22 protein-coding genes and 1 pseudogene are annotated in these 25,305 nt (G+C 58.3%); 10 read left to right on the top strand and 13 right to left on the bottom strand.

Going from position 1 to position 25,305, the window contains the following annotated elements:
• Nucleotides 1-20 precede the first annotated feature (20 nt).
• Nucleotides 21-638, bottom strand: coding sequence for a 30S ribosomal protein S4 (rpsD, locus tag JCM15831_RS04790; RefSeq protein ID WP_025823138.1), 618 nt, complete (start codon nucleotides 636-638; stop codon nucleotides 21-23).
• Nucleotides 639-978: 340 nt separating this feature from the next.
• On the opposite strand from rpsD, the gene JCM15831_RS04785 reads away from it, so the two are divergent.
• Nucleotides 979-1,449 (top strand): LysM peptidoglycan-binding domain-containing protein, encoded by a 471-nt coding sequence (locus JCM15831_RS04785; protein WP_025823136.1) that lies wholly within the window; start codon nucleotides 979-981, stop codon nucleotides 1,447-1,449.
• Between the two features lie 16 nt (nucleotides 1,450-1,465).
• On the opposite strand, the gene JCM15831_RS04780 is transcribed toward JCM15831_RS04785, so the two are convergent.
• The gene (locus tag JCM15831_RS04780; protein WP_025823134.1) at nucleotides 1,466-2,893 is read right to left on the bottom strand and encodes an MATE family efflux transporter; all 1,428 of its coding nucleotides are present in this window, start codon (nucleotides 2,891-2,893) and stop codon (nucleotides 1,466-1,468) included.
• Nucleotides 2,894-2,989: 96 nt separating this feature from the next.
• Between JCM15831_RS04780 and cysS the strand changes: the two genes are divergently transcribed.
• From cysS to gloA2, 3 genes are read left to right on the top strand one after another with little or no spacing between them, the layout of a single operon-like run.
• A complete protein-coding gene (gene cysS, locus JCM15831_RS04775) occupies nucleotides 2,990-4,345 on the top strand; it encodes a cysteine--tRNA ligase (protein ID WP_025823132.1) in 1,356 nt (451 codons plus the stop codon).
• Nucleotides 4,342-5,139, top strand: a complete 798-nt coding sequence (locus JCM15831_RS04770; RefSeq protein WP_025823130.1) for an RNA methyltransferase — start codon at nucleotides 4,342-4,344, stop codon at nucleotides 5,137-5,139. Before cysS ends, JCM15831_RS04770 begins: the two co-directional genes overlap by 4 nt.
• Nucleotides 5,132-5,512, top strand: coding sequence for an SMU1112c/YaeR family gloxylase I-like metalloprotein (gene gloA2 / locus JCM15831_RS04765; RefSeq protein WP_025823128.1), 381 nt, complete (start codon nucleotides 5,132-5,134; stop codon nucleotides 5,510-5,512). Before JCM15831_RS04770 ends, gloA2 begins: the two co-directional genes overlap by 8 nt.
• Nucleotides 5,513-5,535: 23 nt before the next feature.
• Here the strand turns inward: gloA2 and JCM15831_RS04760 are convergent, their stop codons facing one another.
• The 10 genes and pseudogenes from JCM15831_RS04760 to tkt form a co-directional block, all read right to left on the bottom strand.
• Nucleotides 5,536-6,918, bottom strand: coding sequence for an MFS transporter (locus JCM15831_RS04760; RefSeq protein ID WP_025823126.1), 1,383 nt, complete (start codon nucleotides 6,916-6,918; stop codon nucleotides 5,536-5,538).
• Nucleotides 6,919-7,136: 218 nt separating this feature from the next.
• Nucleotides 7,137-7,853, bottom strand: a complete 717-nt coding sequence (locus tag JCM15831_RS04750) for a DUF4349 domain-containing protein (protein ID WP_198024245.1) — start codon at nucleotides 7,851-7,853, stop codon at nucleotides 7,137-7,139.
• Between the two features lie 451 nt (nucleotides 7,854-8,304).
• Entirely contained in the window at nucleotides 8,305-8,829 is a 525-nt protein-coding gene (locus JCM15831_RS04745; RefSeq protein ID WP_025823122.1) for a gluconokinase, read from the bottom strand.
• Complete coding sequence (rpiA, locus tag JCM15831_RS04740) at nucleotides 8,826-9,500, bottom strand: ribose-5-phosphate isomerase RpiA (protein WP_035773924.1); 675 nt, start codon at nucleotides 9,498-9,500, stop codon at nucleotides 8,826-8,828. Before rpiA ends, JCM15831_RS04745 begins: the two co-directional genes overlap by 4 nt.
• A gap of 42 nt (nucleotides 9,501-9,542) precedes the next feature.
• Nucleotides 9,543-10,283 (bottom strand): 6-phosphogluconolactonase, encoded by a 741-nt coding sequence (pgl, locus tag JCM15831_RS04735; protein ID WP_025823119.1) that lies wholly within the window; start codon nucleotides 10,281-10,283, stop codon nucleotides 9,543-9,545.
• A 17-nt stretch (nucleotides 10,284-10,300) separates the two neighbouring features.
• Nucleotides 10,301-11,164 carry a Cof-type HAD-IIB family hydrolase gene (locus tag JCM15831_RS04730; RefSeq protein ID WP_025823117.1) on the bottom strand — a complete coding sequence of 288 codons (864 nt, stop codon included), beginning with the start codon at nucleotides 11,162-11,164 and terminating at the stop codon, nucleotides 10,301-10,303.
• A 33-nt stretch (nucleotides 11,165-11,197) separates the two neighbouring features.
• The gene (zwf, locus tag JCM15831_RS04725) at nucleotides 11,198-12,745 is read right to left on the bottom strand and encodes a glucose-6-phosphate dehydrogenase (RefSeq protein WP_025823115.1); all 1,548 of its coding nucleotides are present in this window, start codon (nucleotides 12,743-12,745) and stop codon (nucleotides 11,198-11,200) included.
• A 133-nt stretch (nucleotides 12,746-12,878) separates the two neighbouring features.
• A complete protein-coding gene (gene gnd, locus JCM15831_RS04720) occupies nucleotides 12,879-13,874 on the bottom strand; it encodes a phosphogluconate dehydrogenase (NAD(+)-dependent, decarboxylating) (RefSeq protein ID WP_025823114.1) in 996 nt (331 codons plus the stop codon).
• Between the two features lie 93 nt (nucleotides 13,875-13,967).
• Nucleotides 13,968-16,789, bottom strand: a pseudogene (locus JCM15831_RS16685) (bifunctional transaldolase/phosoglucose isomerase).
• A gap of 200 nt (nucleotides 16,790-16,989) precedes the next feature.
• Complete coding sequence (gene tkt / locus JCM15831_RS04710; protein ID WP_025823112.1) at nucleotides 16,990-19,110, bottom strand: transketolase; 2,121 nt, start codon at nucleotides 19,108-19,110, stop codon at nucleotides 16,990-16,992.
• An 837-nt stretch (nucleotides 19,111-19,947) separates the two neighbouring features.
• Between tkt and JCM15831_RS04700 the strand changes: the two genes are divergently transcribed.
• From JCM15831_RS04700 to JCM15831_RS04680, 5 genes are all read left to right on the top strand, one after another.
• Nucleotides 19,948-20,463 carry an ankyrin repeat domain-containing protein gene (locus JCM15831_RS04700; protein ID WP_025823108.1) on the top strand — a complete coding sequence of 172 codons (516 nt, stop codon included), beginning with the start codon at nucleotides 19,948-19,950 and terminating at the stop codon, nucleotides 20,461-20,463.
• On the top strand, nucleotides 20,460-21,500 hold the full coding sequence (locus tag JCM15831_RS04695; protein ID WP_025823106.1) for a pyridoxal phosphate-dependent aminotransferase: 1,041 nt from the start codon (nucleotides 20,460-20,462) through the stop codon (nucleotides 21,498-21,500). Before JCM15831_RS04700 ends, JCM15831_RS04695 begins: the two co-directional genes overlap by 4 nt.
• 154 nt (nucleotides 21,501-21,654) lie before the next feature.
• A complete protein-coding gene (locus tag JCM15831_RS04690; RefSeq protein WP_025823104.1) occupies nucleotides 21,655-21,939 on the top strand; it encodes a hypothetical protein in 285 nt (94 codons plus the stop codon).
• A 60-nt stretch (nucleotides 21,940-21,999) separates the two neighbouring features.
• Nucleotides 22,000-23,241 carry an aminopeptidase gene (locus tag JCM15831_RS04685; RefSeq protein WP_025823102.1) on the top strand — a complete coding sequence of 414 codons (1,242 nt, stop codon included), beginning with the start codon at nucleotides 22,000-22,002 and terminating at the stop codon, nucleotides 23,239-23,241.
• Nucleotides 23,241-23,735, top strand: coding sequence for a hypothetical protein (locus JCM15831_RS04680; RefSeq protein WP_025823100.1), 495 nt, complete (start codon nucleotides 23,241-23,243; stop codon nucleotides 23,733-23,735). The genes JCM15831_RS04685 and JCM15831_RS04680 overlap by 1 nt, the downstream gene beginning before the upstream one ends.
• Nucleotides 23,736-24,287: 552 nt before the next feature.
• On the opposite strand, the gene JCM15831_RS20000 is transcribed toward JCM15831_RS04680, so the two are convergent.
• Nucleotides 24,288-24,662 carry a hypothetical protein gene (locus JCM15831_RS20000; RefSeq protein ID WP_156938742.1) on the bottom strand — a complete coding sequence of 125 codons (375 nt, stop codon included), beginning with the start codon at nucleotides 24,660-24,662 and terminating at the stop codon, nucleotides 24,288-24,290.
• Between the two features lie 434 nt (nucleotides 24,663-25,096).
• On the opposite strand from JCM15831_RS20000, the gene JCM15831_RS16675 reads away from it, so the two are divergent.
• On the top strand, nucleotides 25,097-25,305 hold a 209-nt coding region (locus JCM15831_RS16675), incomplete at its 3' end, for a response regulator (RefSeq protein ID WP_232228003.1).

Genomic DNA, 25,305 nt, shown 5'->3' with positions numbered 1-25,305 from the left:
ACACCCGGTAGACCCGGTGTTTAGCGCGAGTAGAACTCGACCACGAGGTTCGGTTCCATCTGCACGGGGTACGGCACATCGGACAGACGCGGGCTGCGAACGAACTTGCCCTTCATCTGACGATGATCGACCTCGATGTATTCCGGCACATCACGCTCAGCGGACTGGGCAGCGTCGAGAACAACGGCGAGCTGCTTGGAGCGCTCACGAACCTCGATCACGTCGCCATCGCGAACCAGATACGAAGGAATGTTCACCTTGCGGCCATTGACCGTCACGTGACCGTGGTTGACGAACTGACGCGCTGCGAACGGGGTGATCGCGAACTTGAGGCGGTAGATCACCGCATCCAGGCGACGCTCCAGCAGGTCGATCAGGTTCTCAGACGTATCGCCCTTACGACGAACGGCTTCGTCATAATACTTGCGGAACTGCTTCTCGCTGATGTTGCCGTAGTAGCCCTTGAGCTTCTGCTTGGCCATCAGCTGGATCGAGAAGTCCGAAGGCTTCTGCTTGCGACGCTGGCCGTGCTGACCGGGTCCGTATTCCCGCTTGTTGACCGGCGACTTGGCGCGGCCCCACAGGTTTACGCCCAGACGGCGATTGATTTTATACTTGCTCTCTTGGCGCTTGCTCATGTGCAAGAACTCGCTTCGACTTCGGGCTGTCCTGTTGCTGCGTGACAACCGCTTGTTGCGCCGGTAGGCCTCTCCTCGAATTAGAAGAGACGGGCGCATACCTCGAGCCGCAACCACGGAATGCAGATCCCGATCCGGTTACGGCCGGTACGTCCACGTTCCCGGCAATAGCGGCGGCAGGTATAGGACCCACCCCGGACTGTCAATGGAAATTGCACGGACCGGGAACGATGATCCGGCTGGAACGTCATCAAAAGACAGGCGCTCGCCCTTGGGACTTCCCCCTCGCTTCGCGCGCTCGCCTCCCTTATGTACCCGACAACTTCAAAGGAGGGCCTTCATGTCTATTTTCAAATTCAATCGCGCTGCCGGTCGCAAGCTGAACGACAAGGCGGAAGTGGAAGCCATCAATCATGCAGGCAATCCGGCCCCAAGCGCCCCGCATGAAGGGCTGATCAAGCGGGCTTTCAAACAATACGGACTGTCGCAGCTTTCCGTCTCGCATATCGCCGTGCGCGACAGGACCGTTGCCATCAAAGCCACTGCAGAGACAGCGACAGAACGCGACGCGATTATTCTTGCTGCAGGAAACATCGCAGGCATCGACACGGTACACGCCGAGATCGCCGTGCCGGAAGGCACACCTGCTCCTGTCTTTCATCAGGTCGCGCCTGGCGAAACATTGGCCCACATCGCAGAAAATACGGAAGCCGATATCACGGCCAAGGACCTGCACACCGCCAATGAGACCGAAATGGCTCATAGCAAGGAAGTCTATCCGGGGCAGACCATCAGCATTCCCGAAGCCTGAGCCAGCACTCCTGCCCTCAGGCAGGATCGGCGATGGTCGGGGCGAAAGGCGGTTTCTGGTGAGCCAGAAGCCGCCGGAACGTCATGAACAGACGGGCTGATAACAGAACAGAGAGAATGCCAAGCCCGGCCGCCAGCCCCATCCAGAGACCAATGGCGCCGTAGCCTGCCTTGAAAGCAAGCCAGTCCCCCCCGAAGATCGCAACGGGCACATAGGTCAGCACCATGAGCACCATCGGCATCAGGGTGTCATGACACCCTCTCAATGCTCCTGAACAAATGCATTGCACCCCGTCCAGGATCTGAAACACCCCCGCAATCTTGAGCAACGAGACGGCAATCGGCATGACCTGCACCGCGTCCGCGCTATGAGCGTCAATATAGAGCCCGGCGATATACTCGGGGAAGAACAACAGAACCGTTGCCGTAAAACAGGTCCAGACAACGACCAGAGAGAGTGCGCCCAAGGTCGTGCGCAAAGCTGCCGCCGGAGCCCCCGCACCGAGCCAGTAGGCCACACGGATATTGACGGCCTGAGAGAGTGCAAGGCTAATCATGAAGGCCGTGCTGGTCACGCTCAGCGCAATCTGGTGCGCGGCTGAGGAGACCGCGCCGAGCGACCCGGCATGGAGCCCGGTCATCTGGAAAGCGAGAAGCTCGGCACCGGTTGCCCCCATCATGGGCAGCCCAAGCCGCAGCATCTCGATCATCGATTTGTAATCCGGCCTCGTGAGACGCAGATGGCGCTTGAGATGCGCCTGTCGACGCGCCAGGACGATCAGCAGGAAAGCAACCGACCAGCCTGTGACAATTGTGGCGCAGGCTGAGCCCCAGAGCCCCAGCTGCGGCAATCCGAAATGCCCGTAAATCAGACCCGCATTGAGGAACCCGTTCATGACGGCCATACCCGGCATGGTCCAGAGCAACAGGCGCTCGCTTCCGAACGCAGGCAGAATGATGCGAAGCATTCCGATCACGACCAGATTGGGGAGCAACGCCCAAAGGAGCAGATGCATGAAATGACTGCCCTGCGACACGATCTGCGACGGCTCGTTGAAGAACTGAAGGACGGACCCGGCGGGCAGCAGTATGGCCAGAACAGGCAGGCAAAGCAGCAGCGCCAGAACAACGCCAGAGGATACAATTCCTGACAGGTCCTCGACTGCGCCTTGCGCAGCAAAGGCACGCCCTCTGGCTCTCGAAATCAGAATACTTGCGCCACCGAGCGCCGCCTGAAAGGTAATGAAGGTGCAAAAGAAAAGATTGGTGGTCATCCCGCCGACAGCGAGGGCGGTGGCACCAAGACCACCGAGCAGCACCGTGTCGGTCACATTCATGGCCATCTCACTCAGCTGCGAAAAACTGAGAGGAGCCGCGATCTTGACCAGCGCGCGCAAGTGTTGACCCCAGCCAGGTGCCGTCGTCGAGGGATGAATTTCTTCCATGGCACTCTGCATATACAAACAGACACGGAAAACCAGCGTGGAAAGTCGTAAATTAGAGTTGCGCTGAACGCGGGGGTGACGCATCTACTCTGAGCTATGGCCACCCCTCCCTATTCTCTGTCGCTTCATGACAGCCATACACGTCAGAAACAGGTTTTCACGCCGTTGGATCCTGCCAATGTGAGCGTCTATTACTGTGGCCCCACGGTCTACGATGCCGTGCATATCGGCAACCTGCGCGCTATGCTCAGCGCCGATATTCTGGTGCGCCTGCTGCGCCGCCTTTATCCGCTGGTCACCTTCGTCCGGAACATCACCGATGTCGATGACAAGATCACCGCGCGCGCGCAGCAGAACGGTGAAGACATCGCCAGCCTGACGGCGCGCACGACAGCGGCCTTTCATGAAGATGTCGCCGCTCTGGGCGTGCTCCCCCCGGATATTGAGCCCCGTGCGACCCAGCATATCGACGATATGCTGACGATGATCGGACAGCTTGTTGCCAGCAATCATGCCTATGAAGCCGAGGGGCATGTTCTGTTCGCCGTCGATCGGTGTGCGAGCTATGGCAGTCTCTCAGGCCGCAGCCCCGACGACCTTCTGGCTGGCGCCCGCGTCGAAGTGGCACCGTATAAGAGGCATCCGGGTGATTTCGTGCTCTGGAAGCCCTCGACACCCGAGCAACCCGGTTGGGAAAGCCCCTATGGACGTGGGCGTCCTGGCTGGCACATCGAATGCTCGGCCATGTCACAACGTTATCTCGGTGCCAGCTTCGATATCCATGGTGGTGGCGACGATCTGATGTTTCCGCATCATGAGAACGAGCGCGCGCAGTCTCTGTGCTGCCATCCTGGGAGCAGCTTTGCACGCTACTGGCTGCATAATGCCATGCTTCTCTCCAACGGCGAGAAAATGTCCAAATCCCTGGGCAATTTCTTCACGATCCGTGAAGTCCTGACACGCGCACCGGCTGAGGCTCTTCGCTTTCTGATCCTGAGCGCTCATTATCGCTCGGTTCTGGATTTCACCTGGGAAAAGCTCGAAGAAGCAAAGCGGATCCTTGATCGTTTCTACCGCGCGCTCGAGAAGACCCCCCCTGCCGATAACGGCACTGTGCCTGACACCTTCATGCAGGCGCTCTGCGACGACATGAACACGCCGCTTGCCCTGTCCAGCCTCCATCCTCTCGCCGATGCCGCGCTCGCAGGGGATCGGGAGGCAGCCTCATCGCTCAGAGCGTGCGGCAATCTGATCGGACTTCTCGATAATACGCCGGAAGGCTGGTTTCGCTCTGGCTCGGATGACGTCGCCATCGATGCGCTCATTGCCCAGCGTGCAGTCGCTAAAAAGACCCGCGATTTCGCTCTCGCCGACAGTATTCGCGCTCAACTTGCAGAACAGGGCATCATTCTTGAAGACACGGCACAAGGCACCAGCTGGAGGCGCGCATGACCGGACGTGATGGCGGCGCCGATATCGGGCCAATTGGAGAATTCAGCCCGGTTGTCATTCTGGTGCGCCCTCAGCTTGCCGAAAATGTCGGAACGACAGCCCGCGCCATGGCCAATGGGGGGCTGTTTCATCTGCGTCTGGTTGCGCCCCGCGACGGCTGGCCTCAGGAACGCGCCTGGCACGCCTCATCTGGCGCGCATCGTATTCTGGATGCAGCACAGGTCTTTGAGACGGTCGATGAGGCGGTTGCCGATCTGCACCATGTCATGGCCACCTGCCCTCGCCCGCGTCATATCGTCAAAACGGTCATGACTGCTCGGGGCGCTGCGTCGGAATTGAGGGCGATAGCAGACAGGAAACTCAAAGCGGGTCTCCTTTTTGGCCCAGAGCGCGCCGGGCTCGATAACGAGGACATGGCACGCGCGGATGTGCTGATACGCTATCCGCTCAATCCGGATTTCATGTCGCTCAATCTGGCGCAGGCTGTCCTCATCATGGCCTATGAATGGTGGATGGCGTGCGATACCACACCACCGCGCACGCTCATGACAAATGAAACCCATGTTGCAACCAAAGGTGAGCTTGAAAATTTCCTGGGGCATCTGACGCGCGATCTCGATGAATGCGGTTTCCTCCGCAACGAGCAGAAGCGTCCGGGCATGGTCCGTAATCTGCGCCATCTCTTCCAACGCGGAGAGGTAACGGAGCAGGAATTGCGCACATTGCACGGCGTCGTCACCGAGCTGTCCAACGGACGCAAAGCCCGCCAGAAGCAGGTCTCAGACAATGTTTAACTGCGTCCATCATATTGCAATCATCGCGTCCGACTATCAAAAGTCGCGCGCTTTCTACACCGAGATCCTCGGGCTGGAGATCATCCGGGAAGTCTGGCGCGCCCAACGGCAGTCCTGGAAATGCGATATTGCCATCGGCGAAACGCAGATCGAGCTGTTCTCCTTCCCAACGCCGCCGTCACGACCGACACAGCCGGAAGCTGCGGGCCTGCGTCATCTGGCCTTCGGTGTGGAGAGCATGCAGGACGCTGTCGAGCATCTGAAGCGGAACAATGTGACCTGCGAGCCCGTCAGGACCGACCCTTATACGGGCAAGCTCTACACGTTTTTCTGCGACCCCGACGGTCTTCCGCTCGAGCTTTATCAACGCTGAGAGGTGCTTGAGGGAGAACACCGTCATGCGGTGCGCTCCTCCTCGCGAGCGTAGAACTCTGACAGCGGGGGAGCGATTTCTTCCAGCGAACGGTTCTCTGCATCAACGCCCCAGCACCAGGCAACACCACTCGCAGCCAGCATCAGCACTGCGGCGACACCATATCCCATCACGAGCAGGGAAAGCCGCCCGGTGCCGATCAGATGTCCGAAAATAACGGGGGCCGCGACCCCACCAAAGAGCGTCCCGACCGCATAAAAAACCGCAATCGCAAACGCCCGCATCTCCAGCGGGAAGAGCTCGCTTGCGGTCAAATAGGCGGAAGACGCTGCGGCTGAGGCAAAGAAAAAGATCCCGCACCAAGCCAGGGTCTGTGTTGTCGCCGTCAGGAGATGCGCCCCCATCGCATAAGCAACCGCCAGCATGAGCAGACCTGAGATCGCGTAGCTCGACCCGATCATGCGTCGCCGTCCCCAGGTGTCGAACCACCGGGCGAGAATCAGCGGGCCAAACAGATTGCCGATCGCAAGCGGCAGGATATACCATCCGACAGCGCGCGGAGAGACACCATGATATTTGGTGAGAACCATGCCGTAGGTAAAGAAAACCGCATTATAAAGAAAAGCCTGCGAGATCATCAGAACAAGCACATAAAGCGACCGTCCACGATAGCGACTGACCATGATCCTGATCATTTCCGCCGGGCTGAACACGCCAGCCGGATAGATCAACACGGTTGGCAGTGTGCGCCCCCATCCTCCTTCCGGCTCCCTGCAATGGGACTCAACCTCGCTGACGATTGCGTTGGCCTCCTGCTCGCGGCGGTGAGTCATGAGCCATCTCGGGCTCTCCGGGACGAAGGTTCGAAGCAAAAGAACTGCGAGGCCCAGCAGGGCACCGAGCGCGAAAGCCACACGCCAGGCAAGCCAGACCGGAAAGACCGTCGTGTTCAAAAGCCAGACAGAACCAAGAGCCCCGAACGCGGCCCCGGCCCAAAACGTGCCGTTGACCATGACATCCACCCGCCCCCGCAATCTGGCCGGTACGAGCTCGTCAATCGCTGAATTGATCGCTGAGTATTCGCCGCCGATCCCCATGCCGGTCAGGAAACGGGCGACGGCAAAGCTCGTCAGGTTCCAGGAGAACGCGGACGTCCCGACACCGACCACATAAAGAGCAAGAGTAAGAAAAAAGATCTGCTTGCGACCGAGCTGATCGGTCATCCAGCCAAAAACAAGCGCCCCCAGAACGGCACCGGCGACATAGGCTGAAGACGCGAAACCGACCCCATCTGCGGTGAGGCCAAGCGTGTCGCCTCGCTGAAGCGACGGCGCGAGCGAGCCGATGATCGTGACTTCGAGCCCATCCAGAATCCAGGTAATGCCGAGCGCAACCACGATGAGCATGTGGAAACGGGACCAGGGAAGTCGATCGAGACGAGCGGGAATATCCGTCTCAATCGGCCGCCCTTGTTTTTTCACATCGTGAGAACGCACTCGATCGGTAGCGGGACACTGCAAAAGCTCGGCCTCTCTCGCATTACAAAAAATTCATCCTTTGATATCTATGATGAGTGATCTCAACGGCAAGGGGGCGCAGCCTCACAATTCCCTGAGCGGCGCGCCTAAGATCTGCTGAACCATCCGCGACGAACGGCCCGACGCACCAGCAACAGCCCGACCACGACGAGGGGAGCCCATACGAGCGCTTGGATGAGAAAGGCCCAGACGTCGGCCAGGCTCTCGCTAAAAAGTACGCCTGTCTGCTTCCAGCTCCGTCTCAGCGGACCGAGATTTGCGCGCGCACTCTCATAATAAGTTGTGATCTCCTCGGTAGCGACCTGACGCGACAGCCTCTTCTGCTCCCTCATCCCGCTCTCCAGCTCAGTCTGGGCCTCCGAGAGTTCCTTTGCGACTTTGATGAGATCCTCGGGCTTGCTGGCGCTTTTCTCCTCGAGTGCCTCAAGCCGATCACGATATGCCGTCATCTGGGCTAAGCGACGTCCGACATCAGCCATCTCTGCACTTAAGTCGCGCTCATTGGTTTGGAGAGCTTGCGTTACGACCGAACCACCGGTTTCTCCCGTTACCGGCGCCGCTGCATCTTCAAGAAATGCATCGACCTCGTCATGAGGCACGCGAGCAGAAAGACGGGCATGACGTCTGTCCTCCTCCTCGCTGCGATCATCGGCATCCTCGGTCGCGGAAATCAGTTCGCACCCCACTTGGGAGAGGCAGAAATCACGTAAACGGGTCAGATGCGCGCCAACCTTATCTGCGGGCACCGTAAGAGTCAGACTATGATCGTAGGCGATGGCGCCTTGTCTGAGGCCTCGAGCCAATGAAAGACGCGAAAATCCCGGTCCCGGCATTACTGCCGGCGCAGCTAACAAAGGAGGATCACTGATTGTTTCCTCACTCCGCTGCTCGTGATGTCGGTGCTTGCATCCACTGATGGGTGCTCGAAACCATGCCGAGCGCCAATAGGCAGGCAAGCCGCCTAGCAAGCTGTCTCGCGTATTTCTGCGTCATCACTCTTCCCTACTTAAATCGGTGGAGAAGAGGACCACGTATGAGGGCGGGGTCATAGAGCGTGAGATGAGCAGTTCCATTCAGATCCGGCTGCCACCTGCCCACCCCACCATCGCAGCACCGAAACTTATCCCCAGATTCAGGGAACAACTCTGCGGATCAGGTTGTGCATAAGCTGTTGATGGAGCGGGATAGTTTGCTCGTCCGGTGTTTTGGATCGATCTATCAAGGTGTCAAAAATCGATCCAAAACTGGAGAATTTCAGACAGCGCGTGCTTTCAGAGAGGCGAGAAGCTCCTCCATCACGATTTCCGGAGACCCTGCACTATCCACAGCGATAAAATTCTCGTCTTTCGTGGGTGGCTCCAGCGTCGCAAGCTGACTCGGGAGAAGGCTGGGCGGCATGAAATGCCCGACTCTGCGCTTGAGACGCTCGGCGATCGTCTGTTCGCTTGTCTCAAGGTAAACGAACGTCACATCGAGCCCTTCGCGCAGCACGTCGCGATATTTTCGCTTGAGAGCCGAGCAGGTCAGGACGCCGCCCGTATCCTTATGCATCTTGAGCCATTCGTGGCAGATCTGAAGCCATGGCGCACGATCGGAATCGTCCAGCGGAATGCCCCCATGCATCTTGGCGACATTGGCCGCCGGATGCAGATCATCGCCTTCCTGAAACGGTGAGCTGAAGTAATCGGCAAGCCCCTGGGCAACGGTCGTCTTGCCGCAGCCCGAGACACCCATCACGACGAACAGGCCCCGGCTAGCCCGGGATAATGTCGTGTTCATGCTTTCAACCTTTGCAGGCCCGAGGCCCCGGCAACGAGGACCTCCGTCGTGGTATCGAGAAAGAGGCCGTGATCGACGACACCCGTGATCGAGATGATACGATCTGCAAGTTCACGCGGAGACTCGATACGTTCGTAATCACAATCGATGATGATGTTGTGATTATCGGTCATATACAAAGAGCCATCGTCGTTTCGACGCGCGACGCAGGATTTCGCACCCGTCTTGCGCAGCAGGTTCTCGACGCGCTCCCATCCCCAGGGAATGGTCTCAACCGGAAGGGGCAGATGCGTGCCGAGATCGGTCACGATCTTGCTTTCATCCACAATCACGATGAACTTGCGCGACGAGACGGCAACGATCTTCTCACGCAAGAGCGCGCCGCCGCGCCCCTTGATGAGAAAGAGCGAACCCGTCTGAACTTCATCGGCCCCGTCAATCGCGACATCGAGATAGGGATCGTTGATGAAATTGGTAATCGGAATGTTCAGGCTCTGCGCCTGAGCGGCGCTCGCCTCCGATGTCGGGATGGCTCTGATTTTAAGACCCTCGCGACGGACGCGCTCACCGAGCGCATCGATCATGAGTTTTGCCGTACTGCCCGTTCCGAGTCCGACGGCCATGCCATCTTCGATATAGGAGATCGCATGCGTAGCCGCTTCACGTTTCAGTTCAGCGACCCGGGCGCAATCTCAGCGGCGTTATCAGCCATATTAAAGCTCTCCTGCTGCTGCCTTATCAACGAGGAACACGACCTCGCCCTCGGAGGTGATATGTGAGGCCGGCAGCGACTCCTCACCACTCCGGACCCGTGCCAGCATCTCCGCCTTGCCTGCGCCTTCAATCAGAAAGACAACGCTGCGGCTCGAATGGATCGCGGGATAGGTCAGAGAAACTCGGTCATGCGGGGCATTATCGGGTGTGCAGGCAGCAACCCATTTGGTGCGTTCCTGCAGAATTGGCTGACGCGGAAAAAGCGATGCCGTGTGCCCATCTGGCCCCATCCCCAGCATGACAACATCAAAGAGCGGCTTGCCTTCCGTCAGGGTTTCGCTTCCGTAGAGTTCCTGCAACGTCGCCTGATAGGTCGCCGCATCTTCCTCGGTCGTGGCCTCGGACGGGATCGGATGCATGTTGGCTGTCGGGAGATCGATATGCTCGAGCAGGATCTCATCCGTCATGCGGTAGTTGCTGTCATCATGCGTAAAAGCGACGTGGCGGTCGTCGCCGAAAAAGATATGGGTCCGACGCCACGGAAATTTCGAGGCGTAGTCCGGCTCAGCCATCATCTTGAACAGGCGCTTGGGCGTCGAACCACCCGAAAGCGCCATGACGAAAGGACCGTCGGTCTTCGCCAGGGCCTGATCCAGCAGCCACTGCGCCATTTTCTGGGCAACAGCCTCGCCATCATCCAGGACAACCACTCTGGCTGAAGTCACATCATGTCCGCTCATTGTCTCATTCCTTCGTGTCAGGCCGCAGCCGGAGCGCGGGGGAGGACGAAGCGCGTCATGGCCTCCGCCCATCCATCCGCATCATTGCGTCCCGTCTTAACATGGGCATGCGCGCTGACATCATCTGTCGCATTGCCCATGGCAATGCCAAGCCCGGCACTATCGAGCATCGGCACATCATTGGACATGTCGCCGATACAGGCAACCTCGCTCATCGAGATGCCCAAACGTTCGGCAAGCGCGCGTGCGGCAAAGCCCTTATTGGCGTCTTTATGCGTAATATCGAGATAGTAATTCGCTGAGCGATGCACACTGGCCTCGCCACGCAGCATAGCGTCAAGCTCGACTTCCATGCGCTGAAGCAGAGGAAAGTCGCTGCTCGCACTCATGATTTTCCCTACCCCCTCATAATAGGGCTCGAAATCGGGCACGACGACCGGCTCGATTTGCACCGATTTCCGTTCATGCTCGACATAGAACGCCCCCGGATCGCGAATGAGCCATTCATGGCCGCGAAACAGCCAGGTGTCGATCCGATGCACTGAAAGCGTGGTGCAGGCCGCCTCGACCGCTGAGGCCGGGAGCGACAGACTGGCAAGAATGTCGTCCTCGGCGCTGAGAATCATGCCCCCGTTGAGGGCGCCATAAGGCGTCTCGAGTGACAGCTCACGGTGAAAGCGACGCATTCCCTCGGCCGAGCGGGAGCTGACAAGGCAAAGTGCAATACCAGCCTCGCGCAGCTGCTGAGCGGCCTCAAGCGTCGCCTCCGTCAGCCTTTTTTCGGCGCCAAGGAGCGTTCCGTCGATATCCGACACGACCAGTCGGATTGTGGACGCCATCGGGGGCAAGGCTGCGTGGATCGCATCCAGATCGAGTGTCATCGCAAAATCCTGTCGGTCTGCTGAAAGGCGCAATCAGTTATTCAGGTCGAGCCAGCGGCGACCGCTACGTGCCAGCAGCTCGTCTGCTTCACGCGGGCCGTCGAGACCGGCCGGGTAGAAGCAAAGCGGAGACTTGTCGGCGATCCTGTCCGTGAATGCGGGCTCCACAATGCGCCACCCCTCTTCAATCGTATCGGCACGCTGGAACAGCGTCTGATCACCGATCATGCAATCGTAGATCAGGGTTTCGTATCCGGTGCTCGGGCCTTCGCTGAACCAGTCAGAGTAATCGAACTTCATCCTGACACCGCCCAGCCGTACGGACGGACCGGGTACCTTGGCGGAAAACTGCATGGTCACGCCTTCTGTCGGCTGGATATGCAACACCATGATATTGGGCGTCAGCTTGTCGACTGGCGTATCTCTGAACAATGCAAACGGCGCCTGCTTGAAATGGATGGCAATCTCCGTCTTGCGACGACGCAGACGCTTGCCCGTACGCAGATAGAAGGGCACGCCTGCCCAACGCCAGTTATCGATGCGCAGCTTCATGGCAACATAGGATTCTGTCTGGCTGCCCATGCCGACATCCGGCTCCTCGCGATAGCCCCGAAGCGCCTCGGCTTCGTCTCCAACGCCAAAAGAGCCGCTGACATATTGTCCGCGGACGACCTCGGCGAGATCGACAGGCTGGATCGCACTCAGGACCTTGGCTTTCTCGTCGCGCACAGCCTCGGCGTCGAATGACGTCGGCGCTTCCATCGCGACCATCGACAGCAACTGCATCAGATGGTTGGGCACCATGTCACGGATCGCACCGGTGCTTTCGTAAAACCGGCCACGGCGTTCAACACCGACGGTCTCTGCGGCCGTGATCTGGACGTGATCGATGTTCTGGCGATTCCAGAGCGGTTCGAAGAAACCATTGGAAAAGCGAAGGGCCAGAATGTTCTGAACCGTCTCTTTGCCGAGATAATGATCGATACGGTAGATCTGGTTTTCATCAAGCGAGCGCTGCAGCCGTGCATTCAGCGCCTTCGCCGATTCAAGATCCGCACCGAAGGGTTTTTCAATGATAACCCGGCGCGACACCGTCTCTGTCTGTCTGGCGAGACCGGACTCGCCCAGAAGATCGACAATCGGGCCGAAGAAACGGGCGGCGACGGCAAGATAGAAAACGGCAGAGCGCTCACCCAGCTTTTCGTTCAGGGCCTCATAGGTGGAGAGTTCTTCGAAGGATCCCCGCAGATACGAGATGCTCCTGGACATGCGCTCCCACACATCCTGACGCAGCTTCGTCGCACTGGTGCCGCGCTTATTGACGAAGTCGTCAAGCGATGCCTTCAGCTGTTCCTGAAGAGCCTCGGTCGTCATCTCTGCCCAGTCGACCACGATGATCGAAAAATCTTCGCTGAGCAGACCAGCCACGTCCAGATTATAGATAGCCGGAACCAGAAGACGTTTCGTCAGATCGCCGCCGCCGCCGAAAATGACCAAGGAGCCCGGAGGGGCTGGGCGTACGCCGCGCGTTGCTTCTGAATTGGACAGTGCCGCACGTGCTGAGGCGGAAATCTCGACCATATGCCAAACCTTTTTAGTCGATAAACTGAAAGTCGGAGTGCAAGCGGGAACGTGGACGCTCCCGCTGACAATCAGGCCCAGAGTTTAGAGTAAAAAAAAAGGCCGGGACCAGATACGGTCCCGGCCCTTATTGTCACTTCTTCTCGACGTGACCGCCAAAGCCGAAGCGCATGGCAGAGAGGACTTTCTCTGCGTAGTTGTTGCCGCTGCGTGAGCGGAAACGTGTGAACAGCGATGCCGTCATGACGGGGACAGGAACCGACTCTTCGATCGCTGCTTCGATCGTCCAGCGACCTTCACCGGAATCAGCCACCTCGCCCGAGAACTCGGACAGTGATTCATTCTTGGCAAGAGCATCGGCGGTCAGGTCGAGCAGCCAGGACGACACGACACTGCCACGACGCCAGACTTCAGCGATGTCAGCCATGTTCAGGTCGAAACGCTGATCTTCCTGCAGAACAGGCGAGTTCTTCGACTTCATGACGTCGAAGCCTTCAGCGAAAGCCTGCATCATGCCGTATTCGATGCCGTTATGGACCATCTTGACGAAGTGACCCGATCCGGCCGGGCCGCAATGCAGATAGCCTTCCTCGGCGCGGGGATCGAGACCGTCACGGTCACGGCCGGTCGTGCGCACAACGTCGCCCTTGCCCGGTGCCAGCGCCTTGAGGATCGGATCAATGTGATCGGCCGAATCCTTGGTGCCGCCATACATCATACAATAGCCACGCTCGAGGCCCCACACGCCGCCGGACGTGCCGACATCGATGTAGTGAATGCCCTTTTCCATCAGCTCATGGGCGCGACGGACATCATCCTTGTAGTAGCTGTTGCCACCATCGATAACGATGTCGTCCTTGCCGAGCAGTCCACGCAGTTCCTGCACGCAGGCTTCGGTGATTTCACCGGCCGGCAACATCACCCAGACAATCTTGCGTTCTGCCGTCAGCTCGCTGACAAGATCAGCCACCGAGTTGGCAGCGATCGCGTGGCCCTTTTCGGCGCGGTCGAATGTCTTGGTAACAACTTCCGGAGAACGGTCGAACAGCACAACGTCATGACCATGACGGCTCAGACGCACTGCAATGTTGCCGCCCATACGGCCGAGGCCAACGATACCGATTTGCATCTTTAAAACTCCTGCACAGCCTGGCTGTGCCTTCTTGCAACGACGTCATAAAAACAATCCGCCCCGTTTGGGTGGGGCGGATTGAGGTCAGTCTCAGACGGCCTTCTTGATGAGAGCTGCCAGTTCTTCAAGGCCTGCTTCAAGCGGGCCCTTGATATGCACGCGCAGGGCACGACGGCCGCGCTCGGAGAGCACATCGAAATCGCCACGTGCCTGCGCCGCCTTGACGACACCGAACGTGAAACGCTCGCCCGGTACGGCAAGATCCGCATGATCGTCGAACGTGATCTGCAGGAACACGCCGCTATCCGGGCCACCCTTATAAGCCTGACCGGTCGAATGCAGGAAGCGCGGACCGAACTCGGCGGCCGTTGCAACTTTCAGCTGGTCACGCAGAGTGAGGCGAACCTGCTGGATCCACTCGCGGGTCTTGAGATCGCGCTCGACATAAGCCAGCACGCCCACGTAATCACCCGCCTTCACGCGGCCGAAATGCGCCTTGAGAATGGCAAGAGCATCCTGCCCGCCGAGAGCCTTGGCATTGGCCGCATCTGCAAAGAACTCGAAAGCCCCCGCAGTCGCGAACGGCGTTTCAGCCGGCAGCTTGCCTGTCTCGTTGAACGCGTCGTAAGCTTCTTGGTCTCGATCTTGCTGAACTCGACGTCCGGCTGATCGAAAGGATCGATCTCCAGCACCGAGCCTGCAACCGCCGTGGCGTATTCCCAATGGAAGAATGCCTGGGCGACATCCAGCTTGTCAGCCAGATCGATCGTCACCACCGGCTCGCCAGCAGCGACTAGAGCCGCGATGGCTTTCTCCTGGTTCGGGCAGGCTTCACCCTTGAGGCGCAGATAGGCGAAGACGCGATCCTTGCCATAAACGCCCGGAGCCCCGAGGGTCTCGTCGTCAATGGGGATCAGGCCTGTGCCCTTCTTGCCGGTCGACTCAGCAAGAAGCTGCTCGAGCCAGGCGCCAAGATCGTAGATCGCAGGCGAAGCCACGATCGTCACCTTGTCACGACCGAACTTGGTCGCGGCAGCACCGAGGATTGCACCGAGCTGCAGAGCCGTGTTCTGGGCCGGCGGTGTGCTTGCTGATGCTTCCTTGACCGAGCGCAGAGCGGATTCAAGGAACGCACGAACATTCAGACCGCTCGCCGCTGCCGGCACGAGACCGAAATTCGACAGAACCGAGAAGCGGCCACCGATCTGCTTCTCACCGTAGAAGATCTTCCAGAAGCCGTCTTTCTTAGCCACGTCTTCCATGTGTGAACCGGGATCGGTCACGGCAACGAAATGCGCGCCGGGAGCCGAACCGAGAGCCTTTTCGGCTGCGGCGAAGAAATAGGCCTTCAGAATGTTCGGCTCAAGCGTACCGCCCGACTTGGACGAAACGATGAACAGCGTCTTCTTCAGATCGACCGCATTCTCGTAGGTCTTGACCTGTTGCGGGTCGGTGCTGTCGAGCACATGCAGCTTCGGGAAACCGGCAATGTGACCGAAAGTCTCGGCGATCACTTCCGGACCGAGGCTCGAACCGCCCATGCCGAGCAGCAGGACGTCGCTGAAGCCCTTGGCCTTGACTTCACTGGCAAAGGCTTCGAGTTCGGACACATGAGCAAGACGCTCATCGACGATATCCAGCCATTTGAGCCATTTGGTTTCTTCGCCACCGGTCCAGACAGAAGCGTCCTTGGCCCAGAGCTTGCGGCCCTTGCCCGTCTTGCGCCAGTCTTCGAGCACTGCGTCTGACGCAGCTTTCAGATCAGCCGGAAGGTCGGCCTTCTGCTCGATCAGTTTGCTCCCGAGAAACGTGGCCTGCTTGTTTGCTACCGCCCCGAGCAACTGGTCAAAAGCGTCACAGAAAGAAGCGCACCCTTCGATAACGAGGGTCTTGGTCACGCCGTCGAGGTCCAGTCCCAGCTTGGCCTGCTGTTCCATCACCTTGACTGCGTCTTCGACGTTTTCAGTCAGGCTGGCGCGCAGCTTGCCATGGTCACGGAACGCGTCGAAGGTTGCGGGCGGAATGGTGTTGACCGTGTCTTCACCGATCAGCTCTTCGACATAGAGGACGTCGGAGTAAGCCTTGTCCTTGGTGCCTGTGGAGGCCCAGAGCAGACGCTGCGGCTGTGCACCGGCTGCGGCAAGCTTCTTCCAGCGCTCGGAAGCGGTCACTTCGAGATAATGCTGATAAGCGACCTTGGCGTTGGCGATGGCAACCTTGCCGCGCAGCGCCTTGAGAGCTTCTGCGTCCTTGTCGCCTTCCTTCACGCGACGATCGATCGCACCGTCGATCTTGCCGTCGATACGCGAGACGAAGAAAGAAGCCACGCTGGCGATCTTGCTGATGTCCTTGCCCGCTGCATGACGGATTTCGAGGCCCTTGATATAGGCTTCGAGAACAGCCTTGTAGGCATCCAGCGAGAAGAGAAGCGTGACGTTGACGCTGATGCCCTCGGAGGTCACTTCCTGGAACGCCGGAACGCCCTCAGCCGTGCCCGGGATCTTGATCATCAGGTTTTCGTCGCCGACAGCCTTCCAGAGGCGACGGGCTTCATCAGCCGTGCCCTTGGTGTCGAACGCGAGATAAGGAGAAACTTCGAGGCTTACATAACCATCGAGACCCTTGGTCTTGGTGAAGACCGGGTGCATCACCTTGGCAGTCGCCTGAATGTCGGTGATTGCCAGCTTTTCATAAAGCTCGCCGGGGGAGAGGATTTCCTTAGCCAGCAGATCTTTCATCTGGGCATCGTAATCCGTTCCGTAACCCATGGCCTTCTCGAAGATCGCCGGGTTGGAGGTGACGCCACGCAGGCCGTCCTCGTCCACAAGCTTCTTGAGGCTGCCATCGGCAGTATAGGATCTCTGGATGAAGTCCAGCCAGGGTGACTGGCCAAAATTGGAAAGGTCACGCAGCGGTTCCCGCTCGTAGCGGCACCCTGCTTCTGATCGACGTCCATGACGTACTCCTGTCTGTCCCACTGACGGGTTCCCTATGGACACCCGCCTCAGCTCAGGTCGGCCTTCCGACCCTGACCTCATAAGAGGGGGCCAAAGCACGCTATGGCCCCCAGGAGCCTGACCGCCGGGAGGCAATCAGGCCCCGGTAGTCTGTCTTACTTGCGAGCAGCCTGCTCGCGGGCGGCGTCGTACACCTTCTCCGGCGTAAAGCCGAATTTGGTGAGGAGGCTCTTGAGCGGTGCCGAAGCACCAAAGCTGTTCATGGCGATGATCGCGCCACCGATGCCGGTGTAACGATCCCAACCGAAGGCTGCAGCCTGCTCGACGGCCACACGTCCTTTAACGTCCGGCGGCAGTACGCTGTCGCGATAGGCCTGATCCTGCTCTTCGAAGAGATCGAAGGACGGGAAGGAGACCACGCGGGCCTTGATGCCCTCTGCCGTCAGCTTCTCATAGGCGTCGACCACCAGAGACACTTCCGAACCCGAAGCCATCAGAATGACATCCGGCTTGCCTTCACAGCTGGCAAGAACATAGGCGCCCTTGGCGACACCTGATGCGCAGGCATACTTGCTACGATCCAGCGTCGGCAGGTTCTGACGGCTGAGGATCAGCACGGCAGGCTTATGCGTCTGCGGGATCAGGGTGCGCCATGCTTCCGACACTTCGTTGGCGTCGCCGGGGCGGATGGTCATGATACCCGGCGTTGCGCGCAGCTGCGCAAGCTGCTCGATCGGCTGATGGGTCGGACCGTCTTCACCGACACCGATAGAGTCATGGGTGAAGATATAGATGACCGGCAGCTCCATGAGAGCTGACAGACGGATCGGCGCCTTCATGTAGTCGGAGAAGATCAGGAAGCCCGAGCCATAGGTACGGAGACCGGCAAGCGCCAGACCGTTACAAATCGACCCCATTGCATGTTCGCGAATGCCGAAATGGACATTGCGACCGGCATAGGAACCACCCCATTGCGGCGGCTGGAACGAGCCAGCGCCTTCAAAGGTGAGATTCGTCTTGGTCGACGGCGAAAGATCGGCCGAGCCACCCATCATCCAGGGGATGTTCTTGGCAACAGCATTAATGGCCTTGCCCGAGCTGGCGCGCGAGGCGACACCCTTGGCATCGGCATCCCATTTCGGAATATCCTTGTCCCAGCCTTCCGGCAGGCGACGTTCGAAGATCGCGCGCAGTTCTGCGGCTTCCTTCGGATATTCGTTTGTGTAGCGGTCGAACAGGGCATGCCATTCAGCACGAGCGGCCGCACCACGCTTGCCGAGACCTTCCTGGAAATGCTCCAGAACACCCTCAGGTACATGGAAAGCATCGCTCCAGGGCCAGTTATAGGCCTTCTTGGCGCCAGCAATTTCTTCCTCACCCAGAGGCTCGCCATGGGCCGAAGCCTTGCCAGCCTTCTTGGGCGCACCGTAACCGATGACCGTATGCATAACGATCAGGCTCGGACGATCCTTGACGGAGCGGGCTTCTTCGAGCGCCTTGCCGACAGCAGCAAGATCGTTCACGTCATTGACCGTCACGACGTGCCACTTATAGGCACGGAAGCGCTCGGCAACGTTTTCGGTGAACGCCAGATCGGTCGAGCCTTCGATCGAAATCTGGTTGGAATCGTACAGCCAGATCAGGTTACCCAGACCCAGATGGCCGGCCATCGAAGCAGCTTCGGAAGACACACCTTCCATCATGTCGCCATCACCACAGAAGACATAGGTGTGATAGTCAAACAGATCGAAGCCAGGGCGGTTGTAATGGGCGGCGAGATACTTCTCAGCCATCGCCATACCGACCGAGTTGCCACAGCCCTGACCGAGCGGGCCGGTTGTGGTCTCGATGCCAGCCGTGTGACGGTACTCCGGGTGACCCGGGGTCTTGGAGTTCGCCTGACGGAACTGCTTGAGGTCCTCAAGAGTCAGTGACGGCGTGTCGAGAACCTTGTCCTTCACGACATCGCGGATGCCGGTGAGGTAGATCGTCGAATAAAGCAGCATCGACGCATGGCCCACGGACAGCACGAAGCGGTCGCGACCAGGCCAGATCGGATCAGCCGGATCATATTTAAGGTCGTTCTGCCACAGGGCATACATAACAGGAGCCAGCGCCATCGCCGTTCCCGGATGGCCTGAATCGGCCTTTTCCACACCATCCATCGACAGGGTGCGGATCGTGTTGATGCTCAGCTGGGCGATGTCAGAGACACCGGCGCCGGCCGCTCCACCGGTTTCCGCACCAAATGCGGACGGGTTGCTTAAAGAACGCATCGAAAATCGACCTCCGAATTAACTCTCTGCGATGGATAACCATCTGTCGGACAGACACCAACGTTCAAGACCGGTTTGCTGTCTGAGACAACCCCTCAGGGATCCTTTTCGCGAAGGCGACCACGCAGGGTTTACGACCACAATAGACCGACATGGAAATCCATGGGCAGTGATCGCCAAACTCCTTTTCCATACGTCTGCGATCAGACGATGTTCCGCGTGTCCCGCGCATATTGCCTCAAAATCCCGACAGCATTGACACCAAACTCAAACCTACCGTCCCGGCAATACATTGCGTTGGGCATAAGACGCCCATTGCCCACATTGTGCTAGAGCCAAAAACTTCACGACTCCTCGACTGCACGAAAATTTGCGATATTTGCCCCATTCGTCCCGACGCGGTGGGGTCATTCCGATACTCAAACCTTTTAAAACGCAGCCGGTTATCGTCCCTTCCTGAGAGATTCCTCCGCGACGACAGGCGGCTGATCTAGCTGCGCGATGAAGCCCTTGAGCCTGGATTTCTGATTTTGATCGCACCAAGAGCGTCGAGACGCTTTCATAGTCACGATTGACCCAGACCCGCGCACGACGCGCCCATAGCCTGCCGTCGCAAGTTGGGAGGTTGTTGAGGTCATCGAAAATGATTCCCACAACCAGATTTCTGCCGCAGGTAAAGGCTCACCGATTTGCGTTCCCGAGCCGGGAAAGACGCACATAAACTGCCGGACCCGCTGAGCATGCCCATGACTGCACGCAATAAAAACGGGTGCCATGCTTTCGGTCCGATCCCGGCTCAGCTATTATTTGATGACTATGACAGGTTCAGGCTCACAGATGACCGAGATGATGCCAGCAGGCAGTTTTTCGTCCGAACAGATCACTGCGCTCTTCATCGACGCCGCCCGTCTGGGCGATACGGACATGCTGATGCAGTTCCTCGATGCGGGCATGGAAGTCGACGCTCAGGACAGCCGTGGATACACGGCGCTGATCGTCGCCGCCTATAATGGCGTTCTTCCCGCGACCGGCCTTCTTCTCGAACGCGGCGCCGATCCGAACATGCAAGATGCAAAAGGGGCAACTGCGCTGTCAGGAGTCGCTTTCAAGGGGCACCTTGCGGTTGCCGAGCTTCTGGTGAGTGCGGGAGCCAAACTCGACATCGCCAGCCATCTCGGCCGCACGCCCCTCATGTTTGCCGTCATGTTCGGACGACAGGACATGGTGCGGTTTCTGTTAGGCCAAGGCGCCGACCCACACCAGCGTGACGTTGAAGGCCTCTCGGTTCTGGACATCGCGGAGACCCATGGCCAGAGCCATCTTTTCGCCTCCGAGGGAGCTCCCAATCGATGAGCCGTTTCTGGAACCCCCTTGTCGCGGGCCTGCATCCCTATATCCCTGGCGAACAACCCCAGTTCAGCGACATTCTCAAGCTCAATACGAACGAACTTCCCTATGGCCCGAGTCCACGCGCTCTTACCGCCATGCAGACCGCCTGTGATGACAGCCTGCGCCTGTACCCGGATCCGACCGCACTGGAACTGAGAAAAATCATCGCCTCAACTTACGGGACGACGGAAGACCGCGTCTTCGTTGGCAACGGTTCGGACGAGGTGCTCGCCCATGCGTTTCGGGCTCTAATCGCCCCGGAGGCACCGCTTCTTTTCGCAGATGTCAGCTACGGTTTTTACCCCGTTTACTGCAGCCTCTTCGGACAGACTTATCAGGAAGTTCCTCTGAACGACCGCTTCGAGATCGACGTAGAGGACTACGCCGTGCCTTGCGGCGGAATCGCCATCGCCAACCCCAACGCGAATACAGGCCACGCCGTCTCACTCGAGGCGCTATCTCGTCTGGCGACACTGCAACCGGACCGAACGATTATCGTCGACGAGGCGTATGTCGATTTCGGCGCTGAGTCAGCCATCCGCCTCACCGAGGAGCATGACAATCTGCTGGTCGTTCAGACACTCTCCAAGTCACGGGCCCTCGCAGGCCTGAGAGTCGGCTACGCCATCGGCCATCCCGACCTCATCGAAGGGCTTGCGCGAGTCAAAGACAGCTTCAACTCCTATCCACTCAGTCGACTTGCCCAGACTGGCGCCGCTGCAGCCATTGCAGACGAAGCCTGGCTCAAACAAACAACGAGCCAGGTCATGTCGACGCGTGAGCGATTTGTGCAGCGCCTCGCCGGGTTGGGCTTTGACATTCTGCCTTCCTGTGCCAATTTTGTTCTTGTGCACCATTCGGCTCACGAGGCCGGTGCTCTACTGGCCGGACTGCGAGAGCGCCATATCATTGTGCGCCAGCTCAGTGCGCCTCGTATTCGAGACTGGTTGCGCATCACGATCGGGACGGACGAAGAGATGAACCGACTGATCGAGCGCTAACCTCCATGGGCCTAACGCCGCGCTGATCGCGAGGCAGCCTCCCGCCCATTCGATTTTAACAAGAACGGTCCCGCGGTAGCGCACGTACGCTTCCGCCGGGTGCCGCGCCGTGACAATTTCTGGCTCGGAGCCAGAGTGAAGAAGAGACTTGATTATGCGTTCCCACACCGGACAGCTTTCCGACAACCAACCGATCCGTCGCAATCTCGCTGAAAAGCAGAAGCAGTTGCGCGATCTGAAGGAAACGCTGGCCACCATGAAGCCGCATACTTCCCCCTCCCTCAAGGAGAGCATCCAGCGACGCATCCGAGAGCTGGAAGTGGAAATCCGCACCGCCCTGCGCGACACTGCCTCTGCCAGCCAGGACAGAGCTCCGCGTCAGGAGAGAACACGCCGCGCGCCCCGGCGAGCTCACCATGCCGAAACTTTCGGCGAATAAGACCCCTGCCCTCGCCTCTGCTGTGCGAGAAAGTCAGCGTAGCCTTATTGGAGAAACGTGATGTCTGGAGCCTCTCTCACCTTCGCCGAACGCCTGGACAGGCTCGGTGAGGTTGCCGTCAAGATCGGCCTCAACCTGCAGGCCGGACAGGAACTGGTCATATCGGCTCCGCTCGAGGCCGTGCCATTGGTGAGGCGCCTGACCGAACACGCCTACAAGGCAGGCGCGAGCCTGGTCACCACGCAGTATAGTGACGACGAAGCGACGCTCGCCCGCTATCGCTTTGCAACAGACGACAGCCTCGACACGAGCGCGTCATGGATGGCGGATGGAATTGCCCGCGCCTATCGTGAAGGTGCTGCACGCCTTGCGATTACTGGCGGCAATCCAACCCTGCTCAACGGTCAGGATCCGACACGCGTGTCACGTGCCAGCAGAGCGGCCTCGCGCGCCAATCGTGAGGCGATGGAGATCATTACCCGGTTCGACACAAACTGGACGATCGTCGCTTTCGCGACAGCGAGCTGGGCAGCTCAGGTGTTTCCGGATCTTGCAGGCGAGCAGGCTCAGGCAAAGCTCTGGGACGCAATCTTCGCATCGTCCCGCCTTGACACGCCCGATCCGGTTCTGGCCTGGAAACAGCATAATGCCGCCTTGCACGCCAAGGCCGCCATGCTGAACGAACGGCGTTTCGACTCCCTCCATTTCAGCGGCCCCGGCACCGATCTGCATGTCGGCCTGGCCGATGGGCATGCCTGGGCTGGTGGTGCGGAACACACGACAAACGGCATCGAGTGCAATCCGAACATCCCGACGGAAGAAGTCTTCACAACACCGCATAGCCACCGGGTGAGCGGTCACGTTGCCAGCACGAAACCCCTCTTTCATCAGGGTACGCTGATTGACGAAATCCGCGTGACTTTCGCAGAGGGACGTATCGTTGAAGCCCATGCGAGCAAAGGCGAAGATGCTCTGAGGCGTATTCTCGATACTGACGAAGGCGCTGCACGACTGGGTGAAGTCGCCCTTGTTCCACATGCTTCTCCCATCTCCGATACGGGCATCCTGTTCCGCAACACGCTTTTCGATGAGAATGCCTCTAGCCATATTGCGCTCGGGCAAGCCTATACGAAGTGCATGCTTGACACCGACGGAACATCGCCGGACGCCCTTGCAGCACGCGGCGCCAATAGCAGCATGATTCACATCGATTGGATGATCGGGTCCGATAAGATCGATCTTGATGGCGCCTATCGAGATGGCACAAAAATACCGCTGATGCGTAAAGGAGCATGGGTCTGATGCGTCGCTCAATTCTTTGCAACATCACCGCACTCGGTGTCAGCATCTTCCTGCTCGCGACACCCAGCCGAGCTCAGACACAGCCGGAAACGCAGCAACCCGCCCTTAATCCGGCCATGCAACAGGATTTGAAAGCTGGCCTTCAATATCCCCTTCCTCAGGACTTCATGGATCGGGCGGCCCAAACATTGCAGGCTCTTCAGGCGGCCAATATACGGCCGCCCGATTCAACTCGATTAACCCTGAGGCAGACGATTGCCCAGATCGCATCCACTCCGGGCGTCCCTGAAATTCTGAATGCTCACGGCTTCACGCCAGAGAGCTTCACGATGGGCATGACGGCGTTCGGTATGACGCTCGCCGCAACCAACGGGCAACCCGTCCCGCCTGGATTACCGGCGGCCAACCCTGCCAATATCTCGCTCTTTCATGCTCATCCAGATCAGGTCACGGCGCTAATGCAAGCCATGGGCACGCCCCCAAGCCAGAATTGAGTGTTCCGTGACAGAGCAAAGCCCACCAATGGACGCACCCTCCCCGGCCTCTGAGATCTCATTGGATCCGTCCACACTTCCGCCAGCCGACATTATAGCATTGGCCAGAGTGGCCTCTTGTGTCGCGCTGAGCGCGACACACCAGATGGTGGCGTGCCAGTCTTCATGACGAAGGTCGACTGGGACACCATCTCAGAGCGCTTTTCTGTAGAGACGTCTTCTCCGAACGATCACATTGTTGCCGTTGAACGCGCGGTGCATCATCTCCTCGGCCACGCGGCAGAGAGTCTCACAAAGTGCCCTGCAGGAGAGATCAGTGCCGTGCTTAACGTGAAAACTGACCTCTTCGCGGAAAACGGGGAAACCTTCCTCTCATTCGTGAGAGATCGTACTCACTCTGTTGTCTGCGTCATTATAGGCACCCTCTCTTGGGATGTTCTTAAAAGCGTGCACGCTTTTTGAAACGGTCGCGATGAGGCTAACCCGACTGAAGATAAAAAGACGCAAAACGGAATTTTTCTGATCAGTCCTTTAAGCTGGACGTCAAGTTTCTCAACCAGACGCCGGAAGCCACACTCCTACACCGCTCTCGCGATGCGTCTCCTTATCATCAGGGCGCTTTGCAGCGCTTCTAGCGAGAATGAAGGCCTGGTAGGCAACCGCGACATCAATGGCAACCTCGCGTTCTGCGCTTCGCGCGCGATCGATGGCTCGACGCGCCTCAGGCAACCAGCTTACGAATCCCTCGACTGCTCGGTCGTCATCATTCGAGTCCAGAATAGCGCGTTCGGCACTAACGATTTCAGCCTCGGCATTCCTGCGTGCCATGCGCACGCCGGTCTCACGGCGCAAAACAGCCGTCAGCGCCTGCGCGCGGTCAAGTAGCTCGTGCCAACGCTGTATCCTCGTGTTTCTTCTGATCCGCACGACGCTCACTCTTTTATTTCTGCATATAGTCAAATAATGCCGACTCCTTGACGGACAAAATCCACATCGGCGCATTTTATAAAAGAACTTTCTAAGGTGTTCCGTTCTTTGATGTTTGCCTTATGAGAACCTGGGGAGATTACAACCTAAGCGAGCATTCGGTGTCGTAGCGATCCCGCGTGGCGCTTAAGACCCTGCTCTCCACGTTAAAAAACGTCAACAGAACATTCCTACCACTTGAAGATTAACCAACCATCTGACTCCCAACCTCTTCTAAAAATCGGGCTTTTTTGCATACGAAAGCTAAAGGTCGTTAGAAAATTGTAGGCTGTAAACGTTAAAAACTCGTTACTGAAGGGGCGAAATGTTTTCGTTTAAAGAAAGTATTTTGCTTGCTGATAGCAACCTTAGGTAGTACCAAACGATTATCAACCGTGGAGATTGATGAAATGCGCCTCCTTCTTGTGGAAAGCGACCAAGCTACGGCTCTTTCGCTGATCAAAACCCTTAAACAGGGCGGTATTACTGTCGACCATGCTCGCACTGGGCATGAAGCGATAGATATGCTCCGCCACTACGATTATGATCTGGCGCTTACAGAGCTAACGCTTGAAGATCTTGAGGGTTATGAAGTTATTCGGCG

It is taken from the genome of Asaia astilbis JCM 15831 (assembly GCF_000613845.1).
Classification (GTDB): domain Bacteria; phylum Pseudomonadota; class Alphaproteobacteria; order Acetobacterales; family Acetobacteraceae; genus Asaia; species Asaia astilbis.
This window is presented reverse-complemented; position numbering and strand designations above follow the sequence as displayed.